This window comes from Fulvivirga sedimenti, from assembly GCF_020328055.1.
The window spans coordinates 697,918-717,163 of sequence record NZ_JAIXNE010000004.1; the positions used below are offsets into that span (position 1 = coordinate 697,918).

The following is a 19,246-nucleotide window of genomic DNA, read 5'->3' on the forward strand; positions in this document are numbered from 1 at the left end:
TTGAAATTCATTTGTACTGTCTGGGTATACTTGCTTTCTGTTTGTTCCGTTCTCGCACAAGGGCAAACCTGGGAAACAATTTTCAATGGAAAGGACCTCACGGGATGGACAATCAAAATTTCAGGTCAGGAACTGAACGACAACTATAAAAATACCTTTCGGGTTGTTGATGGTAAACTCGTTGTTTCCTATGATGAATATGTCACATTCGATGAGAAATTCGGTCATATCTTCTATGACGAGAAATTGTCTCACTTTAAACTCCGACTGGAATACCGGTTTATCGGCGATCAGGTGGCAGGAGCACCTGAATGGGCCTACAAAAACAGCGGGGTAAAATTTCATTCCCAGCCTCCTGAAGATATTCCAAAAGACCAGCGATTACTGGTTGCCATTGAAGCCCAGCTGCTGGGAGGCAACGGCACAGATCCCCGGCCTACCGGTAATGTTTGCACTGCAGGCACTCATATTGAAATGAACGGAGAGCTTATCACTGAACACTGCATTAATTCAACCTCGGAGACTTTTCATGACGACCAATGGGTTTCACTGGAAATTGAAGTGCATGGGAATGATCAGATTATTCACAGGATAAACGGGAGAACAGTACTTGAATATTCACATCCCCAGCTCGATGATTCCGACCCATTCTCTGCACATCTGCTCGAGCAAGGTATTCCACGTATGCTTAAGGAGGGATATATTGCCCTTCAGGCGGAGAGCCATCCGGTGGAATTCAGAAATATACAGCTGCTTCGCCTACAGGAAGCAGATCAATGAAAATGTAAAAGCATTTTTGGTTTTAGTATCTTTTTCTCTTCTTGTGCATGTAAACCCCTAATCATATGAAAGATCAAATCTCCAGAAGAACTTTCGTGGAAAAGAGCCTTGCCATTGGTGTTGCATTGCCGCTGGCCGGTTCTCAGCTGCTCTCATGTGCATCTCCGTCTGAAAAGGATCGACCCGTTGATTCCCTGAAAAAACTAAATATTCTGATACTGGGAGGAACAAGTTTTTTAGGTCCGCACCAGATCGCCTATGCCATGGAACGTGGCCACTCCATTACCACTTTCACCCGTGGAAAGACCATGCCAACAATTCACCAGGATCTCTTCGATCGTGTTACCATGCTTGCAGGTGACCGTGCAAGCGACCTCTCAGCCCTCGAATCAGGCAAATGGGATGCCGTCATTGATAATTCCGGACATAATGTGGACTGGGCAGTGGAAAGTGCGAAGCTCCTGAAGGATAAGTGTGACCTGTACCTGTTCACCTCCTCAACCGGTGTTTACTATCCCTACCTCAGCAGTGATATCAAAGAAGATACAGAGTTACTGACAGCAGAACCGGAGGGAATTGAGGATGAAGAAATGAAAATCGAGTACTGGTATGGCGTCATGAAAACGAATTCGGAAATAGCAGTTCGTGAAAATTTTGGTGCCGACAGAACCATTGTGGTTCGCCCAACCTATATGATCGGTCCGGCCGACAAATCCAACCGGTTTATTCACTGGCCCGTACGCCTTGCGCGTGGTGGTGAAGTGCTCGTTCCCGGAATGCCGGAGGATCCTGTACAATATGCCGACGTGCGGGATGTGGCAGAATGGATGATACGACTTATAGAAGAGAAGAATACAGGCACCTTTAATGCGGCAGGCCCGGCCTCACCCCAGGGAATACAGGATTTTGTACAAAAGGCAGCCGGAGTTTTTGATGCTGAATCAACCTTTGTAAACATCTCAGATTATGACTTTCTGAAGGCAAACCGTGTAACAGATATCGTTCCCTGGATTATCCCAATTGGTAATAATTACGGTTCCGCAAGGATCAACAATGCTAAAGGAATGACGAACGGACTTACTTTCAGAAAGCTTCAGGATACCGTTGCAGATACATATGAGTGGTGGTATTCTGACGCCCTTACGGATGAGGATAGAATTAAATTTGAACAGGATCCTGATTCTGTACTTGCCAGGGAAAAAGATCTGCTCGAGCGGTGGAAAAAAGTTGCGCAATCCTGATTATTGAAATGAACATTAAATATCACCATGAAGCACCCTAAAAGACTCTTATTCCTGCTGGCGCTCACCATCACCTGCGCAAGTGCCCAAACTGAAAAGGGACATATTAGCCCCGAAACCATCATCAAGTCTGATATCGAACCCGCCGCGAAACATCGGTATACAATTTCAATCCAGAAAGATCAGTTTGTAATTCTGAAGGTTAATCAGATGGAGGCAGACGTCGAGGTTGTCACCTATGATCCATCAGGAACCAGGCTGGAGACATTCGACGGTCCGAACAGCATCGAACATATAACCATTGGTTCAGAAACATCCGGGGATTACTCACTCGAGATTACCTCTCTGGAAGAAAATGATACCGGCATGTACTCCATTACTGTGGTTGAGACCCGGAAACGAGCCACTGCCCAGGCGGGTAAGGTGGATGAAATATTCAGCGCATGGGATACTGACCACACTCCTGGCGCCTCGGTTGCGGTTATGAAAGAGGGGAAGATTATCTTTTCTAAAGGCTATGGAATGGCCACACTGGAATATGATGTACCGATTACACCTGCCACAATCTTTCATATCGCATCTGTATCCAAGCAATTCACTGCTTTTTCGATATTGCTGTTACAGGATGAAGGTAAATTATCGCTTGATGACGATATCCGTACATATATCCCCGAGGTTCCTGACTTCGGCACAACGATCACACTTCGGCATCTTGCATCACATACAAGCGGACTTCGGGATCAATGGAACCTGCTGGCAATGGCAGGGTGGCGCCTCGATGATGTAATAACAACCGAACAGGTTCTTAAACTTGTAAGCCGGCAAAAGGAGCTGAATTTTCAGCCAGGGGAAAAGTATACTTATTGCAATACAGGATTCACGTTGCTTGCAGAAGTAGTCGCCCGCGTTTCAGGCAAATCATTTCCGGAATTTACAGAAGAGCAAATTTTCAAGCCGTTAGGAATGAAGAATACCTTATTCTATGATGATCATGAGCGAATTGTACCAAACCGCGCCTACTCGTACGGATCATCTGAAGATGGATATGAGAAACGTGTATTGAGCTACGCAATTGCAGGTGCAACCAGTCTTTTCACTACCGTTGAAGACCTGAGCCTGTGGGCTGATAATTTCAGGACACTAAAAGTTGGAAATGCCGGAATCGTAGAGGAAATGAATACACCCTATGTACTCAATAATGGCGAAACGTTTGGCGGTGCGCTGGGTCAGTTCGTCGGTGAATATAAAGGCCTGAAAGAAATTCAGCATGGAGGGGCCGATGCCGGGTACCGCACGTACCTGGCGCGTTTTCCGGATCAGAACGTGGCAGTTTCGGTATTTAGCAACGACGGAGGATTCAATTCCGGGGCAATGGCGCATAAAGTGACTGATGTTTTTCTGTCTGATCTGCTGATTGAAGACGTTAAATCCACCGATTCAGAAATGGCGGATGTTCCGTTGGATGATACAATTCTGGAGCGTTATATCGGAAATTATGAAATGGATGCCGGTTTTATTGCCAAAATAACCAGTGAGGATCAACACCTGTTCTTCCAAACAACGGGTGGAAAGAATAAATTGCTGGCCCGAAATGAGAACACCTTTTACATACCAAACGCAGATGTGGTATTCAACTTTGAGAACATCACCGAAGAAAAGGCAGCCACGCTACGGGTAGAGGCCGACGGAGAAACTTATCCGGGAAAGCGCATAGCACCTTTCGAGCCTTCAAGCGTGGATCTGTCAGAATATGAGGGCGAATATTTCAGTGAAGAGTTGTTAACCACTTATACATTCAAGGAGGTTGATGGTAAACTGATGGCTCAGCATATCCGTCATAGCGATTTTGAACTTATCCCTGAAAAACCAGATGCATTCCGTTCCACCACCTGGTTCTTTGGACAGGTCGAGTTTTTACGTAATGAAAAAAATGAAATTACCGGATGCCAGGCATCATCGGGACGGGTTCAAAACCTCAGATTTAAAAAAGTTGGAAATGAATAAGGTTAGTATTCTCTTGTATCGCGCGGGCTTTTTGAGTTGCCCGGATACCTTATACACTGGATATTAATGATACTTTCAACCACTGTGGTGTAGATGTTTTTACACTGTTCAAAATGAACGAGGGATGGAAAATCCTGAATATTTCCTTTACAGTGGAGCCTGAGGGATGTGCGGCCCTCGAATAGTATTTAAAAGAGTTCATGAATTTGTCTTTGATTCTTTGGATTTGAACCATTTATAGTGGTAGCTTATCTATATCTCTTACCATTAATCAGAGTACCCTACCCATACCGTCATGAATAGTCATGCTCACCATACAAATTCAAAACCAGAAAAGTCAAATGATCACCATGATCATCACGATCACATGATCGGTGACTTCCGAAAACGTTTCTGGATTTCCTTAATCATAACAATTCCCATCATTGTTCTTGCGCCGATGATTCAAAGCCTGCTGGGCTATGAACTTGGTTTTAAAGGAGACCGGTATGTTCAATTTGTGCTGTCATCGATAATATTCTTCTATGGCGGCTGGCCGTTTCTTAAAGGAATGGCAGATGAAATAAGGGAAAGGTCACCGGGAATGATGACCTTGATCGCACTGGCAATTTCAGTTGCATATTTCTATAGTTCTGCAGTGGTTTTTGGGCTCGAGGGAAAAATATTCTTCTGGGAACTCGCCAGCCTGATAGTTATTATGCTTTTAGGTCATTGGATTGAAATGAAATCGGTGATGAGCGCATCTAATTCATTACAGGAACTTGCTAAAATGATGCCATCAGAAGCCCGAAAAATAAATGAAAACGGCGAAGATCAGGATGTGCCAATCTCTGAATTAAAGAGTGATGACATCATCCTGGTAAGACCCGGCGAAAAAATTCCAGCCGATGGTCTCATTATCAACGGCGAAAGTAATGTTAATGAATCTATGCTTACCGGTGAATCCATGCCCGTCCCTAAGAAGGAAGGAGACGAGGTCATTGGCGGGTCGATCAATGACAACGGATCTCTTAAAATCCGGGTAAAGCATGGCAGCGAGGATTCCTACCTGTCGAAAGTGATCACAATGGTCAGGGAAGCCCAGCAATCCAAATCAAAAACACAAAACCTGGCAGATAAAGCAGCTTCATGGCTCTTTTATTTAGCACTTGGCGCAGGGATCATTACATTGATTGTGTGGCTCCTGTTGGGGAAGGATTTTGAGTATTCACTTGAAAGAATGGTGACTGTAATGATTATTTCTTGTCCGCACGCGCTGGGGCTTGCCATTCCCCTCGTGGTAGCAATTTCTACGGCCGTTTCAGCAAAAAATGGATTATTGGTTCGAAACAGAACAGCGTTTGAAAATTCAAGAAAGATCACGACTGTCATATTTGATAAAACCGGAACGCTAACCAAAGGTGAATTTGGGGTAACCCGGTTTAAAAGTACTCAGGATGGCATGAGTGATGATGAACTTCTCCAGGTAGCCGCGTCCATCGAAAACAACTCAGAACACCCGATTGCTGCAGGGATTGTTAACAAATCCAAATCCGGTAACCTTGAATTGGATGAAGCAGAGAATTTTAAAAATATAACCGGAAAAGGAATACAGGCTTCCGTAAATGGGAAGGAATACAAAATTGTAAGTCCCGGAATGCTTTCCGAATTGGGAATAGATCAACCGGAGGATGCATTCAAATCAGATGATGAAACAGTGGTATTCGTTGTTTCTGAAGATAAACTACTGGGTTACATCGCGCTGGCTGATGAAATACGTGAAGACTCTTTCGAGGCAATCAAAACACTAAAAAACAGGGGAATCAAGGTTTTAATGGCCACCGGAGATAATGAAAAAGTGGCCAGGGCAGTTAGCGAAACACTTGGCCTGGACGATTATTATGCTGAGGTTCTTCCGGAAGACAAGCAACAAATCATTAAGGATTTGCAGGAAAAAGGTGAATTTGTGGCTATGACGGGTGATGGTGTGAATGATGCCCCAGCACTGGCTCAGGCGAACGTTGGAATTGCAGTTGGTTCGGGCACTGATGTAGCAGCTGAAACTGCGGATATTTTACTGGTCAACAGTAATCCGAAAGACATCTCCAACCTCATTCTTTTTGGTACTGCTACCTATAAAAAGATGATGCAAAACCTGTGGTGGGCGGCTGGATATAACATCGTTGCGGTACCGCTTGCTGCCGGTGTGCTGGCAGGTATCGGGATCATTCTAAGCCCGGCAATTGGTGCTGTCCTGATGAGTCTGAGTACTGTTATCGTGGCGCTGAATGCCCAACTGTTACGCAGGCAAATGAAGCATTGACCCTAGCATGAGTCTGGTACAGGTTCATTACTGGAAGACCCGGGAAAAATTATTCCTATATTACGATCACAACTAAGCTAAGACTGAATGCTGAAAAGGGTCAAATTTGCTCAAATGGGAAACGAAAAAGTATCCAGGTATTTAAAATATGCCATTGGAGAGATCATACTTGTTGTAATCGGAATTCTGGTTGCACTCCAGGTAAATAACTGGAACCAGGAACGTATTACACGCATTAATACCCGAAATCTGCTGATTGCCCTTGAGTCGGAGGTGCAACAGAATAAAGCTCAGCTGCAAATTGTTTTTTCAAAGCATTATGAAAACCTGGAAGCAGGAAAGAAACTGATGCAACTTTTTGGCCGGCCGGTGGATCACCTTAACCAGGATAGTCTTTTTCAACTATTCAATAAATTCGGAGAAAACTTTACGTTTGACCCAAACAAAGGGGTATTAAAATCGGCCGTTTCAACAGGTCAGATCGGGAACATTCGAAATGAGGAATTACGGTCATTGCTGGCATCATTTGAGGATTATGCATTAGATGCCGGGGAAAGTGCACTGGAATTCAAGGATGTTCGCAACAATCAGTTTCGGCCCATACTTTTCAACTATATTGGATTCAGTGATGCCTGGCATCAACGGTACTCCTCCATACCGGTAAGCCAGTTTCCACATGAAATGAATAAAGTCTTTATGAGCCAAACGCTTGAGTCCTATACGGCAAATCTGCTTGTGTTGCGGCATGAATCCATTGAAGAGGAAGAAAGTCTCATGGCTTCCATCGACAGTATGCTGGTCCTTTTGTCCGAAGAAAAAGAGAGACTACGGTAGGTATTGCTCTTCCGGAAAACATCCAATATGGGATGTGAAAAAATTCCAAAGCTTATTATATTATCATTCTGAAATATGGAGCAATGAAAAAAAACAGGATCAACTGGACCAATCATTTAATCGAATTATTCATCGTAATCATTGGCATTACCATTGCATTCTGGCTGAATAATGTGTCGGTACGTGAAAAAGAACGTGTTCAGGAGATCGTTTATTTAAAAGACATTCTTCATGATCTGAAAATTGACAGCGCACGGTTGTCCAGAAACGTACGTATTAATGAATTAAAACAGGAAAAGCTTTCCGCGGGTCTTGAATTAATTTCAGCCAGGGCACCCGTTGACAGCATCTTATTTAAGGTGATCGAAATTGGAAGCTATGATTTTTTCACTCCTGACAATCTCACCCTCATATCGATGATGCAAAGCGGAGACCTGAAACTTATCCAATCGGAGGAAATTAAACGGGAGCTGCTTCGATTGCTGAAAATCTATGAAAATATTGACTTCATGCAGAAGAATTTTCTTCAGGCACTGGATGATAATTATTTCCCGATGCTGTTGAGGCAGGTGGATATGTCAAATCTGGAAGTGGCGGATCCCGATTTTTTCTATGGTATAGAAATTCGAAACTATACGATCTTCGCACTCAATGAGACAGATCAGCATATTAATTCCTACAACCATGCACAAAGGCAGATTGGAAATCTGATGACCCTGATTAAATCTGAAATTTCGAACTGAATTGTAGTATCTTCCTGCCACCCTTGTCCAAAGGTCTTCTGATTAAAGTAGTTTTTCGCATTGATGATCATCAGGTTAAAATTCATCTGATGATGGTAATTTATCTCATCATCAAAACCATTTTACCATGTCTGCGCAACAAAAACAGGATCGGAGCACATGGGTCATCGGCGGAACGACCCTGATGGGGCTTGGAGTTGGATTTATTTTCCTCACCATATCGCCTTTTATCATGGTTGCATCGCTGTTGATCGGCATTGGACTGGGGCTGGTCATCGTTCCCTTCCTCTCGCATTACAGTGAGACGCATTAGCGGTGTACCCCATTCCCCCTTCAGGGGAAAATATAGGTACCTAAACGGACAACCACAAAATTGATCCGTACGGGATTTAAGTATCTAAGAAAAAACTATCGCTGTTCAGAAAAATACAGCAACAAGCATAGAAAGTGCCCAAAGCGGCAAGCCTGCCTCATCAAAATCCAGCCTGCAGATATTCTGCCAACAAAAACCACGTGAGCTAATTAAATATTTTAGTACCTTTTGATCCATATGCTAAAATTATTCAGAAAGGATCGGTTAAAGCTTCTGTCCGAAAACAGAATAAGCAAATACCTCGTCTACGCGACAGGTGAAATTATTCTGGTTGTAATCGGCATTTTAATAGCTCTTCAGATCAATAGTATGTACGCCGAATCTGTACGGCTGGCCGCTGGAAACCAAGCCAGGAACCGGCTCGCACAGGACCTCAGGAGCGATCAGGAAATTTATGCCATCCGCACACGTTATTTCATGGAAGCGTTGGCCTTTGGAGAAAAAGCGCTTCCCTTGCTCAACGGTGATCCGGAAGCATTGAACGACCCCTGGGAATCTGTCTACGCCGCATACCAGGCAAGTCAGATCTGGCCTTTCCGTCCGAAAGATCAAACATACGTGGAACTGCAGAACGCTGGAAACCTGGATCTTATAGGCGGCCCGCTGGTTCAGGATGTGATGGCTTCCTATTACAAGGATGCCCAGGAAGAAATAGGCATAACATTCGGAGGACCCGATTTCTACAGGAAAATGATCAGGGAGCGGACTCCCTGGCGAATCCAGCGTTATATTTGGGAAAATTGCTATTCATTTGAACAGGTGGCAAATACCGCTACGAATATCAGTGAAAGCGCCAAATACCTTCCTGCCTGTCCTCCACCCCCGAATTCAGATGATGTTTTGAGGACCGCCCAGGCTTTGTCTGGTGATCCGGAACTGGCCAATGCACTTCGCGGCAGACTGGCCGAACTTCATGTAACTTTGAGTTATATCAGGAATCGCCAGGCTGAGGTCGACTCATTACTAATCATGGTTCGAAATAACTGAAGTGTGCATCACTTTAAAATCATGATTCATCGCTGAACTTTGAATAAACCCATTTATCATCAGACCGTTTGAATCCTGATCAAAAATGAATTACTAGCAGTATGAAAGCCGCATACCGCACATCCTATGGAAACCAGGAAGTTCTTCAAATCAAGGAATTACCGGTTCCTGGCCCCTCCGAGAATGATGTGATCATTAAAGTGACAGCAACCACAGTGAACCGCACCGATTGCGCCAATCTCACGGGGAAACCGCTGATCATGCAACTTATCATGGGACTCGTCACGCCCAAATACCCGGTTCCCGGAACAGATTTCACCGGTGAAATTGTGGAAGTCGGCGAAAAGGTAAAAAAATTCAAACCAGGTGACAGGGTTTGGGGGTTTGATGATTCCGGAAAGGCTGCTTCCCAGGCGGAATATATGATATTCAATGAAAACAGGGGTATCGAATTGATGCCTGACTCCATTAACCCAATTGAAGGAGTCGCTTGTATTGAAGGTGTTCATTATGCCTATAATTTCATAAACAAAGTATCCTTAAAACCCAGCCAAAAAGCCATGGTGAATGGCGGCACCGGCGCCATTGGCTCAGCCCTTATTCAGATGCTGAAATACCATGGTCTCAGTGTAACTGCCACCTGCAGAGGTGAACATGCAGATATCGTAAAAGAACTTGGCGCGGACAGAATTATTGATTACACCTCTGCCGACTTTACCAAAGAGAATGAAATTTATGATTATGTTTTTGATGCGGTAGGCAAAAGCAGCTACGGAAAGTGCAAGCGACTCCTGTCCGCCAGGGGAATATACATTTCTTCAGAATTAGGACCGAATTATGAAAACCCGTTTCTTGCAATGATAGCACCAGTATCAAGCGGGAGAAAAGTTAAATTCCCGATACCTCTCAACATAAACGAAAGCCTGAAATTTTCCGCGGAACTGATCAGTGCGGGAGCATTCAAGCCTCTTATCGACCGGATGTATTCATTGGAAGAAGTAAAAGAAGCCTATGCCTATGTACTCTCAGGACAAAAAACAGGAAATGTAATTCTGAAGGTCCAAAACCCGGAAACTTAACGCACGCAAAACCATTACCAATCATGAAAATTATATACCGCAGTGCTGCGCTCATGTTCATCCTGATGACGTTCTCTTTTGGATCTCATGCGCAGGAGAGTAAACTCACCATCACTATTTCCGTTTCAGATCAAATGAAAGATGACTTCAGGGACGCCGGGCGATTGTATATCTTTCTGTCGCAGAATCCTCAGGTCGAACCAAGAACTCAAACCTGGCCAAACCCGATGTCACGAACTGAAATTTTCGCTAAAAATTTATCGGGATGGGATATGACCAATCCCCTGATTATTGGAAAAACGGAGGACTGGTCTTCCACAGCAAGCTGGAATCTGGATAATGTTCCGGCTGGTGAATACTTCGTGCAAGTATTGTGGGATCAGGATGAAGAGGAATCCCGAATCAATGCGCCGGGAAACCTATATTCAGAAAAACAACCGGTCAATTTGTCCGACGATGCGACCGCGGTATTTTCACTTGATAAAAAAATAGGTGAAAGGTCGATCACTGAAAGTCCACTTGCCACGGTAATAGATTTCAAAAGCGATACGTTGTCGAGCTGGTGGAAGAAACCAGTTCACCTGAAAGCATCGATCCTGTTTCCACACAACTATCAACCGGGGAATGTCTATACCATTCGCTACAATGTAGCGGGGTATGGAGGCCGTTATACCAGGATCAATTACCTGCTGAACGATGAGAAATTTATGTCCTGGTGGGATTCAGAAGAAGCTCCGCAAATCATCAGCGTATTCCTCGATGGAGAAGGTCCATACGGTGACTCCTACCAGATGGATTCTGAAAACAGCGGTCCGTACGGCTATGCTCTCATCAATGAACTGATTCCCTATATCGAAAGCAAATACCGCGGTACCGATGACGCGGCTACACGGTTTGTTGACGGATGCTCAACTGGCGGATGGGTATCACTGGGTCTGCAGCTTTATTACCCTGATACATTCGGGGGTGTTTTTTCCTTCAGTCCGGATGCCATTGAATTTGAGAATTATCAACTCATTAACATTTACAAGGATGAAAATGCCTATTACAATGAATTCGGATACAAGAGACCTGTGATGCGTAGTGTCCTGGGCGAGCCGATGCTTTCCCTTCAGGATTTTATTAACTATGAAAATGTTTTGAGCACAACGAATACTTATGTCAAGTCTGGCGGCCAATTCAGTGCACACACCGCACTGTACAGTCCCAAAGGGTCTGATGGTTTACCCCTGCCGGTATTCGATCCCGAATCGGGTGAAATAGATCATGAGGTTGCTGAACACTGGAAAAAATATGATTTTAAGATCCATGCAAAGGAGAACTGGGAAACACTGGGGCCGAAAATTCAGGGCAAAGTATATATCTGGATGGGTGATATGGATAACTTCTATCTTAATCCCGCAACCCGTGCCTTTGCTGATTTCCTGGAAACTACTGAAAACCCGAAGTCAGACGCGGTCGTGGAATTTTCCCCGATGAAAGGACATTGCGAGAACTATAACTACCAGTTGACCCTTCTTAAAATACAGGAAAAAATGGCCGAATCCGTACGCTAAACAGAAATTTTATCGCGTATTTCATTAACTTCTCCTATGAAATACGATATGCTTGTTATCCTGATACTTATTGTCGCAGGGTGTCAGAAAAATAGTAACTCAACAGAAGCTGGTAATGACAATCAGTTTGCTGAGGCAGTCATTGATATGTCAGGTCTTTCAGTCTTTCAGACAGATGGAATGACGCTGGACAGTATTTATGCCTACGGCGGCGGTGATTGTTTTGGGGACGTTTATCATTTCACAGGAAATAAAAGGATCATCGTGGTTGATTCCCTGACCTGTGGAGAATATGGATTTACATTCACCCATTACCTGTTGAATAGAAGTAACGATATACAGGCTGTTCGGAAATTGAAATGGGAATCCATCATCAATAATGATGCAACGGGTTACACGCATATTCTTTCGGAGCATCTCTATGATTTCCAGGGGGAAACACCAACTTTCTATAACAAAAGGGATACGATGGATAACCATTTTATTTCAATGGGGCACTACCCTGACAGTGTTTCACTTAAGTTCAGCACTGAATCTTCGGAAGATTATCAGCCCGTTTATGAACAATTAAGAGCGCAACTTGAAAATTTATGGAAAAGGGAATTGGTTGAATAAAGGCTAACCATACTAACGATAATACATTCTACGCTATGGAAATAATCAATTGTAACCTGACAATCATGGTCCATTCGTTGGAAGCATCGATACGATTCTATACCGAAACCCTCGGTTTTACACTGAAACACCGGTTTGGCAACAACTGGGCAGACATTGAAGGCCCGGGCATTAACCTGGGACTTCATCCGACTGCCGATGAAATTATTCAGGGAAATAACCTTCAGATAGGAATCAGGGTATCGGATTTAAAAAAAGCTACGTCAGACTTAATGGAAAAAGGGTTAAGGATGCAACCAAATAAAAATGATCAGGCGAATCTGAATTCCTTTTGCGATCCCGATGGTAATATTTTGTACCTTATCGAAATTTAATTCGGATTTATGGCTTCAGACCAGGAATTTGTTTCTTTCGTTACAGACCAGCTTGAAGCTGCCGGAGACGTGTTTGCTAAAAAAATGTTCGGGGAATATGGCGTCTACCTCGACGGGGTGTTTTTTGGTTTGATTTGTGACAATCGATTTTTTGTAAAACCAACGGAAGGCGGAAGGGCATTTATTGGAAAACCGGCTGAAGCTCCCCCCTATCCCGGGGCAAAAAACAGTTTTTTAATAGAGGACAAACTGGAAGACAGGGACTGGCTTTGTGAACTTGTAAAAATTACTGTGAAAGAACTTCCTCCACCAAAAAGGAAAAAATAACCACTTTACCACCCACACTTAAATTCATATGAATCCAGCCCGAATCCTCCTGATCATACTGCTCACTTTTTCAATTGGATGTAATACTTCGGAACCACCCACGAATGAACCGGACAAATCCGTGGACATCGGCCTGGATATGGCTAATATTAATTTACTCCTTGACAGTATCCGATCGGGGGTTTATCCGAATCGCCATAGTCTGCTTATTTACAAGAATGATAGCCTGGTTGTCGAAGAATACTTTCCGGGAGAAGATGAGATCTGGGGTGAAAAGATTGGTTTTGTTCAGCACACAGATACAGTTCTTCATGATATGCGGAGTGTTTCAAAAAGTGTCGTTTCGGCTTGTATAGGAATAGCTATCGATATGGGCTTGATTAAAAGTACTGACCAATCCGTATTCGACTTTTTTGAAGACTATCAGCAGTACAAAAATGATGGCCGCGAAAATATTACGATCAGGGATTTGCTTACAATGACTGCGGGATTGGAGTGGAATGAAAATGTTCCCTACACAAATCCAGAAAACAGCGAAATCCAGATGGATGAAAGCCCGGATAAGGTGGACTTCATTCTGAGTAGAAAGATGGTCACCTCCCCGGGAACCGAATGGAATTACAGCGGTGGGACCACAGAGATTCTGGCGGAAATTATTCATAAAGTGAGCGGAAAAAATGTCCATGAATTTGCGAAGGAATACGTTTTCACTCCAATAGGAATCACGCGGTCTGAATGGACAACCTTTCCTGGTTCAGAGATGCCTGCCGCAGCATCCGGCTTACGACTCACTTCGCCGGATTTGTTGAAATTAGCAATTCTTTATCACAACAAAGGGATGTATAATGGAGATCAGATTATTCCCGCTTCCTGGGTTGAAGAATCACTTAGCCCCCATGTAGAAAGACCCGGTGGCGGAGGATATGGTTACCAATTCTGGACGTACAATTTAAAAGACTCAAATGGAGAACATGTAATTCCTGCTGCTGTCGGAAATGGTGATCAGCGCATTTTCTTTGACTCCGAAAATGATATGGTCATTGTTACCACAGCAGGAAACTACAACCAGTGGGACATTGAAAAAAATTCATGGAGTATTCTGAAGAACATACATACTTCGATTAAATAATTTAGGCTGCTGACAGGAAGGTTCTTCCCGAAGCCGTTCAAACAACCTTTTGCCGATGGACAAACCAGAACTCAGCTGTCCTCCAACTCTTTGTCAATCATTTCAACAGTATCCAGTATTTCCTGCCTGAGGTTTAGCAATGTCCTGCTGATATTTCTAAAATTTAGCCGTGCCGTCTGAACCGTATTCAGGAAAAGCTGATCCTGGCGCAATGTGATATAATCGATCGGGTAATATTGAACTGAGTCCAAATCTTTATAAGCGAAAACAAATCGATCCCTCATCATTGGCCTGAAATATTCAATAAGATTATTTCCAAAATTGTCAACGGCATTCCTGGCAGAAGGAAATTTAACATTGTATAGTTCTACAATTCGTTCTTTCAGCAATGGATTCTGGATGACCTTAATGCCCTCATTCTCCAGTGTTTTGTTGGCAGTCACCCCCCAAACGAGGTCCTTGCTAAACATAAATGAACGGAATTTAAGACTTATGGAATCAGGCATTTCCTTCATATTATCCAATACAAACAGAATCTCATTCGAATTCCTGACGTCCTGAAGCGCCTGGTCAATTTCCGGTTGTAACTCATATTCGATGTCTGAAAGAAGTGATTTTTTAATTTCTACCAGGATCTCTTTTTCAAGATTCCTCTCCTTTCTGAATCCATTCCAGTTATTGATTTGAAGGGCAATCAGAATACCAATCACTACCAGGACAATCTCACCTACCGCATAACCCAGGTAGTGCCGAATCCGGTCAAGAGACTTTCTTCTATTACCTTTTAAAAAAGTACGCATGGCCGTCAAGATGCAGGAAAAAATATATATTTCAAATTCTCCATTTGATAATAACACAGGTCTGTAAAATGAAAGCGCGGACCAAAATGATCCGCGCTTTGCTTAAGTAAGCCAACTATCGGAGCTTATATTTTCCTAAACCCGGACTTAGAGGGCTTTTGAAATAAGGTGGTTGACCGGCGTCATGGACTTCTATCATTATGAGCGTATCCCAATCGTGAAATATTCCAATAAGATTACCATCCTGGTCGTACCACATACCGTCTTTTATATAATCCGTTGATTTTGCCGCCACAAACTTTTGAAATTGAAACCATTTATCACTTCCCTTACCAAGCTTGTAGTGGAATGTGATCCATGCGTCTGAATCCAGCCAATCCTGATATTCACCATCCTTTGAAATCAGACCCTCATTCCAGTGCATGACGAGTTCCATATTCCTGTATGCCCAAAATGGCATCTGATCAGCCCACGGATATTTTTCAAGATAGGATTCATCATCCCCGGTATAGGGATCAATCCGCCAGAAGAACTCACCCTGGTAGAGGTAATCTGCAACGATAGCATTCCAGACATTACCATTAAAGTGATGCGCATTCCAGTTATAGCCCCACTGGTCAAACCCATAGACCCTGGATTGATCGTTGCCTTTTTGATCGGAAGAAACTGTTTCACTAACGGGTTCTTCAACAATTTCATCATAGACACTGTCTTCACATGCTGTTATAAGCAAGAAAGACAAAGCCCAAATTCCTGTAAAAATTATAAAGTTTCTCATAGCTCTGATTGTTTAATTTACAGGATCAATTTCGCTAAACAGGCTATGTCATTCTTATCAAATTTGCAGCGAATCATGTCAATTTTAATACCAAAATAAGACTGATGGCGCAGCAGGCAATTTCATTTCAGAGATCAGTACTGAAGGCGGGTTCCGGCAGGGTTATATCCAGTTGACCGGCAATGAATTTGAACCTCGGATTAATTCTAAGATTATAGAAATCCGGTCTTATCAGCATTAGCGGAAGCCTTTCATCCCGAAACTCAAAGGCGATTTCAAGATAATCAATGGCCTCCACAGGTTGATCCAGCATCATATATACTGTCGCAACTACTGTCGGGTTTGAACAGGTCTGAGGTGTTGGGCCCATTGCTTTCTCCAGCCAATAGCGCAGACTGCTGTTAAAGGATTGTTCCGTATAAAATTCTGCGATAACTTCATTGCCAATGACATTCTGAAAATTTTGCCAGCACTTTAAGGCTTGTTGTTTATTGCCTGAGTAAAAATATGCGTAACCCAGACCGTCCCAGGCATAGCTGTAATCAGGAAAAAGCTCCAATACCCCCTGATAGGTGTCGATGGCATTTTCGAGTTCAGATGCAATATAATATCGATCAGCCAGTAACGTTCCGGCTGCAGGGTTTAATGGATCCAGTCTGCGGGCTGTAGCGGCCTCTTCAATGGCTTGTGAATATTCACCCTGCAAGGCGTAATAATGAGACATCAACTCATGAGCTTCTGAAAGGCTTGGATTGATCATAAGGGCTTGCTGCAAATTCCTCTTTAACGCGCCCCAATCCCAGTCGATCAATAGATTAACCCTGGCCATCGCTATGTAGGCCGATGCGGAATTTTTATTTAATGCCAATGCATTTCTTGCAGCCTTGAGACTTTTTTCGTGATTTATTTTCTTTTCCCCGATATCCTGTAGAAAACGGTTTTGTGAAATATACGCCCTGGAAAGTGCCGAAAAGGACGGGCTATATGTTGAATCCAGCTGGATAGATTGAAGCAGATATTTTATCGACTTTTCCAGTCCAGCAGGGGTTTCATGTTGCAGGAAGTAAGCGCCCTTCAGATACAACTCTCTTGATTCTGAATACTCATTTATTTCCATTTCTGAAAGCACCGGAAATTCAGGGTCAAGTTGATTTTTAATATCGGCAGATATAAGTTCCGAAAGACTCAATATATCAATGTTGGAAAAGGAATATCGCTTAATCCATCGTTGATGTTCTTCAGGCAAAGGTTTTATGAGCTGAATATTTACCCAGATACTGTCCTTTATTTGCTGAATGGAGCCACTAACGATCAGGTCAACATCCAGTTGCCTGGCAATTTCCGCAGTTCCTGGAAAATCATCCTTAAAGCGCATTACCGATGCCCGCGATATAACGCGCCACCTGTCTGCACTTGCAAGATCATTTATGACCGATTCAGTAAGGCCATCGGAAACAAATTCCTCCGCTTCACTCAGGTTTGAGAATGGCAATACCGCAATTGAATCTGGTACCTCATCGCGATTCAGGGGAAAATATATTCCCAGCAAGATCGCCAGAATTAAAAATACACCTGTTAGTGAAATAATGCCCAGCATAGGAACCGATCTTCGACGTTCCGGCGTCCCGGTTAATTCAGACGGTCCTGACCGAAAATCCCCGGGCGTTTCACCATAGCTATCATGAAAGCATTTGACAAAATAGGAAGGGCTGCTGAAGCCAACCAAATAAGCAATTTCAGAAATTGAATGGTCACTTGTTTTTAATAAAACTCGTGCCTCTCCGAGTCTTTCATTTCGAATAAATTCTGAGACAGAAAGCCCTGTGGATTCCTTAATCCGGCGCAAAAGCTGTGATCTGCTCATACCCATATCCACTGCCAACTCATTCACCCCATAATGCTCCCTGGAGAGATTGTTCTGTATGGTAGATCTCACGGCCTCAATAAACATGGTAGGCATGATTACACTTCTTGTTATTCCGGCAGGTTTAATGTAAACCAATCAGGACTCTTTTACACTGATTTAAGTCATTCGCAACGGTAACTATTTTAATGATTCCTGATACCCCCATTGATAATTAAATCTTTTTATCTTACGGCCATGCCTGTGCGAAGCCATATCCTTCCTGTCATCGTATTTTCACAGTTTTGTTGTACCTCGCTTTGGTTTGCCGGTAATGGCGTGATGGCATCACTTGTTGCCACGTATGACCTGCCCTCCTCAGCACTTCCACACCTTACTTCGGCTGTTCAATTCGGTTTCATTTGCGGAACGCTTGTATTTGCCCTGCTCACTATATCCGACCGGTACTCCCCTTCCCGGGTCTTTTTTATCAGCGCTCTATTTGGCGCTTTGTTTAATGGCTTAACCATATTGGATTTTAACACTTTCGCCACGCTGATCAGCTGGCGTTTCGCTACCGGATTCTTCCTTGCAGGGATTTATCCGGTGGGCATGAAAATAGCTTCAGACTATTTTGACAAGGGACTGGGTAAATCTTTGGGATTTCTCGTTGGAGCTCTTGTACTGGGTACGGCTTTTCCCCACCTGCTGAATCAATGGACCGGTTCCCTGCCCTGGAAATCTGTGCTGATCATAACATCAATACTTGCAATTCTTGGTGGAACGCTGATATTAATTTTAGTTCCTGATGGCCCCTTTCGAAGGAAAAGTCAGAAACTCCAGTTTTCAGCTTTTTTTAAAGTATTCAGTGCGCCTGATTTCCGCTCAGCCGCTTTTGGCTATTTCGGACACATGTGGGAACTGTATGCCTTTTGGGCTTTCGTTCCGGTAATGCTCACAACCTATAAGTCACTTCACCCGCAGGCAACATTTTCAATACCGCTCTGGTCATTCCTGATTATCGGCGCAGGCAGCCTCGCATGTATTGCGGGAGGATATCTCTCACAACTCTTCGGAACGAAACGTACCGCACTTACCGCCCTTTCGCTTTCCGGAATTTGCTGTCTGATCAGTCCGGTTGCCTTCATGTCCGGCTCGCAGTTAGTTTTTCTCATATTTCTTCTTTGCTGGGGAATGGTGGTCATCGCAGATTCACCCCTCTTCTCTACACTTGTAGCTCAAAACGCGATCCCGGAAAACAAAGGAACAGCACTAACCATTGTAAATTGTATTGGCTTTTCTATTACCATATTCAGCATCCAGCTTCTGAATGTTTTGCAAAACAACATCCCTGTCCAATATATATTTTTAGCCCTGCTCATCGGACCTCTCACAGGTCTGCTATCAGCTAAAAGTAGGAAAAAGAATTTATTGAGGCCTGATCAGGACGCCTTCCAAACTCAATAGTTTTTGTATATTGT

At 43.6% G+C, this 19,246-nt stretch carries 18 protein-coding genes; 15 read left to right on the forward strand and 3 right to left on the reverse strand.

Going from position 1 to position 19,246, the window contains the following annotated elements:
• From LDX50_RS21120 to LDX50_RS21185, 14 genes are all read left to right on the forward strand, one after another.
• Window positions 1–780, forward strand: a complete 780-nt coding sequence (locus LDX50_RS21120) for a 3-keto-disaccharide hydrolase (protein WP_225698195.1) — start codon at window positions 1–3, stop codon at window positions 778–780.
• A gap of 65 nt (window positions 781–845) precedes the next feature.
• Entirely contained in the window at window positions 846–2,021 is a 1,176-nt protein-coding gene (locus LDX50_RS21125) for an NAD-dependent epimerase/dehydratase family protein (RefSeq protein ID WP_225698196.1), read from the forward strand.
• Between the two features lie 27 nt (window positions 2,022–2,048).
• Complete coding sequence (locus LDX50_RS21130; RefSeq protein ID WP_225698197.1) at window positions 2,049–4,025, forward strand: serine hydrolase; 1,977 nt, start codon at window positions 2,049–2,051, stop codon at window positions 4,023–4,025.
• Window positions 4,026–4,320: 295 nt separating this feature from the next.
• Window positions 4,321–6,327 (forward strand): copper-translocating P-type ATPase, encoded by a 2,007-nt coding sequence (locus tag LDX50_RS21135; protein ID WP_225698198.1) that lies wholly within the window; start codon window positions 4,321–4,323, stop codon window positions 6,325–6,327.
• A gap of 114 nt (window positions 6,328–6,441) precedes the next feature.
• On the forward strand, window positions 6,442–7,161 hold the full coding sequence (locus LDX50_RS21140; protein WP_225698199.1) for a DUF6090 family protein: 720 nt from the start codon (window positions 6,442–6,444) through the stop codon (window positions 7,159–7,161).
• Window positions 7,162–7,244: 83 nt separating this feature from the next.
• Entirely contained in the window at window positions 7,245–7,904 is a 660-nt protein-coding gene (locus LDX50_RS21145; RefSeq protein WP_225698200.1) for a DUF6090 family protein, read from the forward strand.
• Between the two features lie 127 nt (window positions 7,905–8,031).
• Window positions 8,032–8,217 carry a prominin family protein gene (locus tag LDX50_RS21150; RefSeq protein WP_225698201.1) on the forward strand — a complete coding sequence of 62 codons (186 nt, stop codon included), beginning with the start codon at window positions 8,032–8,034 and terminating at the stop codon, window positions 8,215–8,217.
• 237 nt (window positions 8,218–8,454) lie between these two features.
• Window positions 8,455–9,264: a hypothetical protein gene (locus tag LDX50_RS21155; protein WP_225698202.1), complete on the forward strand. Its 810-nt coding sequence runs from the start codon at window positions 8,455–8,457 to the stop codon at window positions 9,262–9,264.
• 101 nt (window positions 9,265–9,365) lie between these two features.
• A complete protein-coding gene (locus LDX50_RS21160) occupies window positions 9,366–10,343 on the forward strand; it encodes an NAD(P)-dependent alcohol dehydrogenase (RefSeq protein ID WP_225698203.1) in 978 nt (325 codons plus the stop codon).
• A 23-nt stretch (window positions 10,344–10,366) separates the two neighbouring features.
• Window positions 10,367–11,899 (forward strand): alpha/beta hydrolase, encoded by a 1,533-nt coding sequence (locus LDX50_RS21165; protein ID WP_225698204.1) that lies wholly within the window; start codon window positions 10,367–10,369, stop codon window positions 11,897–11,899.
• 36 nt (window positions 11,900–11,935) lie between these two features.
• Window positions 11,936–12,514, forward strand: a complete 579-nt coding sequence (locus LDX50_RS21170) for a hypothetical protein (RefSeq protein WP_225698205.1) — start codon at window positions 11,936–11,938, stop codon at window positions 12,512–12,514.
• A gap of 35 nt (window positions 12,515–12,549) precedes the next feature.
• On the forward strand, window positions 12,550–12,888 hold the full coding sequence (locus LDX50_RS21175) for a VOC family protein (protein ID WP_225698206.1): 339 nt from the start codon (window positions 12,550–12,552) through the stop codon (window positions 12,886–12,888).
• A 9-nt stretch (window positions 12,889–12,897) separates the two neighbouring features.
• The gene (locus LDX50_RS21180) at window positions 12,898–13,215 is read left to right on the forward strand and encodes a TfoX/Sxy family protein (RefSeq protein WP_225698207.1); all 318 of its coding nucleotides are present in this window, start codon (window positions 12,898–12,900) and stop codon (window positions 13,213–13,215) included.
• A gap of 28 nt (window positions 13,216–13,243) precedes the next feature.
• Complete coding sequence (locus tag LDX50_RS21185) at window positions 13,244–14,344, forward strand: serine hydrolase domain-containing protein (RefSeq protein ID WP_225698208.1); 1,101 nt, start codon at window positions 13,244–13,246, stop codon at window positions 14,342–14,344.
• A 71-nt stretch (window positions 14,345–14,415) separates the two neighbouring features.
• On the opposite strand, the gene LDX50_RS21190 is transcribed toward LDX50_RS21185, so the two are convergent.
• The 3 genes from LDX50_RS21190 to LDX50_RS21200 form a co-directional block, all read right to left on the reverse strand.
• The gene (locus LDX50_RS21190; RefSeq protein WP_225698209.1) at window positions 14,416–15,144 is read right to left on the reverse strand and encodes a DUF6090 family protein; all 729 of its coding nucleotides are present in this window, start codon (window positions 15,142–15,144) and stop codon (window positions 14,416–14,418) included.
• A gap of 115 nt (window positions 15,145–15,259) precedes the next feature.
• Complete coding sequence (locus tag LDX50_RS21195) at window positions 15,260–15,922, reverse strand: hypothetical protein (protein ID WP_225698210.1); 663 nt, start codon at window positions 15,920–15,922, stop codon at window positions 15,260–15,262.
• A 127-nt stretch (window positions 15,923–16,049) separates the two neighbouring features.
• A complete protein-coding gene (locus LDX50_RS21200; RefSeq protein ID WP_225698211.1) occupies window positions 16,050–17,882 on the reverse strand; it encodes a helix-turn-helix domain-containing protein in 1,833 nt (610 codons plus the stop codon).
• A gap of 141 nt (window positions 17,883–18,023) precedes the next feature.
• On the opposite strand from LDX50_RS21200, the gene LDX50_RS21205 reads away from it, so the two are divergent.
• Entirely contained in the window at window positions 18,024–19,232 is a 1,209-nt protein-coding gene (locus LDX50_RS21205) for an MFS transporter (RefSeq protein WP_225698212.1), read from the forward strand.
• The last annotated feature ends 14 nt before the right edge of the window (window positions 19,233–19,246 follow it).

Bases quoted from the DNA above. Each gene is read 5' to 3' on its own strand.
- LDX50_RS21125 (WP_225698196.1), top strand. From the start codon at position 846: ATGAAAGATCAAATCTCCAGAAGAACTTTCGTGGAAAAGAGCCTTGCC.
- LDX50_RS21130 (WP_225698197.1), top strand. From the start codon at position 2,049: ATGAAGCACCCTAAAAGACTCTTATTCCTGCTGGCGCTCACCATCACC.
- LDX50_RS21135 (WP_225698198.1), top strand. From the start codon at position 4,321: ATGAATAGTCATGCTCACCATACAAATTCAAAACCAGAAAAGTCAAAT.
- LDX50_RS21140 (WP_225698199.1), top strand. From the start codon at position 6,442: ATGGGAAACGAAAAAGTATCCAGGTATTTAAAATATGCCATTGGAGAG.
- LDX50_RS21145 (WP_225698200.1), top strand. From the start codon at position 7,245: ATGAAAAAAAACAGGATCAACTGGACCAATCATTTAATCGAATTATTC.
- LDX50_RS21150 (WP_225698201.1), top strand. From the start codon at position 8,032: ATGTCTGCGCAACAAAAACAGGATCGGAGCACATGGGTCATCGGCGGA.
- LDX50_RS21155 (WP_225698202.1), top strand. From the start codon at position 8,455: ATGCTAAAATTATTCAGAAAGGATCGGTTAAAGCTTCTGTCCGAAAAC.
- LDX50_RS21160 (WP_225698203.1), top strand. From the start codon at position 9,366: ATGAAAGCCGCATACCGCACATCCTATGGAAACCAGGAAGTTCTTCAA.
- LDX50_RS21165 (WP_225698204.1), top strand. From the start codon at position 10,367: ATGAAAATTATATACCGCAGTGCTGCGCTCATGTTCATCCTGATGACG.
- LDX50_RS21170 (WP_225698205.1), top strand. From the start codon at position 11,936: ATGAAATACGATATGCTTGTTATCCTGATACTTATTGTCGCAGGGTGT.
- LDX50_RS21175 (WP_225698206.1), top strand. From the start codon at position 12,550: ATGGAAATAATCAATTGTAACCTGACAATCATGGTCCATTCGTTGGAA.
- LDX50_RS21180 (WP_225698207.1), top strand. From the start codon at position 12,898: ATGGCTTCAGACCAGGAATTTGTTTCTTTCGTTACAGACCAGCTTGAA.
- LDX50_RS21185 (WP_225698208.1), top strand. From the start codon at position 13,244: ATGAATCCAGCCCGAATCCTCCTGATCATACTGCTCACTTTTTCAATT.
- LDX50_RS21190 (WP_225698209.1), bottom strand. From the start codon at position 15,144: ATGCGTACTTTTTTAAAAGGTAATAGAAGAAAGTCTCTTGACCGGATT.
- LDX50_RS21195 (WP_225698210.1), bottom strand. From the start codon at position 15,922: ATGAGAAACTTTATAATTTTTACAGGAATTTGGGCTTTGTCTTTCTTG.
- LDX50_RS21200 (WP_225698211.1), bottom strand. From the start codon at position 17,882: ATGCCTACCATGTTTATTGAGGCCGTGAGATCTACCATACAGAACAAT.
- LDX50_RS21205 (WP_225698212.1), top strand. From the start codon at position 18,024: ATGCCTGTGCGAAGCCATATCCTTCCTGTCATCGTATTTTCACAGTTT.